At 46.8% G+C, this 534-nt stretch carries 1 protein-coding gene; it reads right to left on the bottom strand.

The features are described from left to right. A partial coding sequence (locus C6H66_RS25370) for a VRR-NUC domain-containing protein (RefSeq protein WP_219847658.1) occupies positions 1-485 on the bottom strand: 485 nt, incomplete at its 3' end. Positions 486-534 lie beyond the last annotated feature (49 nt).

The raw sequence follows: 534 nt of genomic DNA on the forward strand, positions 1-534 counted from the left end.
GAACCATCAAAGTAGGTGGCATTTCTGCCCGGCCAGCGGAGAGTTTCATCTTTAACCAGAATAATATCGGGCCGACGGATACCAACAACCCCAAATTTTTCTACATCGTCGGCAGAAGGCCGGGCGAACGGATTACTGGATTGCGGTAAATTATCGCCATAACGCTGCTTAGAGTCTTGGCTAGTTGCCAGCATGGGTAAGGGGACATCTTGCTCTCCTCGGATAGCAAACACCACTTCCGCTTTATAAGACCACAGAAAGTCATGCTTAAGTTCCTCAACCTTAATCAACCCACTCATAATAATTTGATTAAGAAAGCGAATGACTCCCTGTTTGGTGATAATCATTGCCGGCAGACGCAGGGCATATTCGGCTTTTCTCGCCAGATAACAGGGATCTTCATCGGCGGGAAAGACGCCTATTTCCATCGTACAGTTAATTGAGGTGACAGCCGGGCACATCTTGCCACTGTTGGATATTGCCATATTTATTTCTCCGTAAATTCCATCACATGCTCTACCGGTGTGTTATCAC

Origin of the sequence: Photorhabdus hindustanensis (assembly GCF_002968995.1) — a bacterium.
GTDB lineage: Bacteria > Pseudomonadota > Gammaproteobacteria > Enterobacterales > Enterobacteriaceae > Photorhabdus > Photorhabdus akhurstii.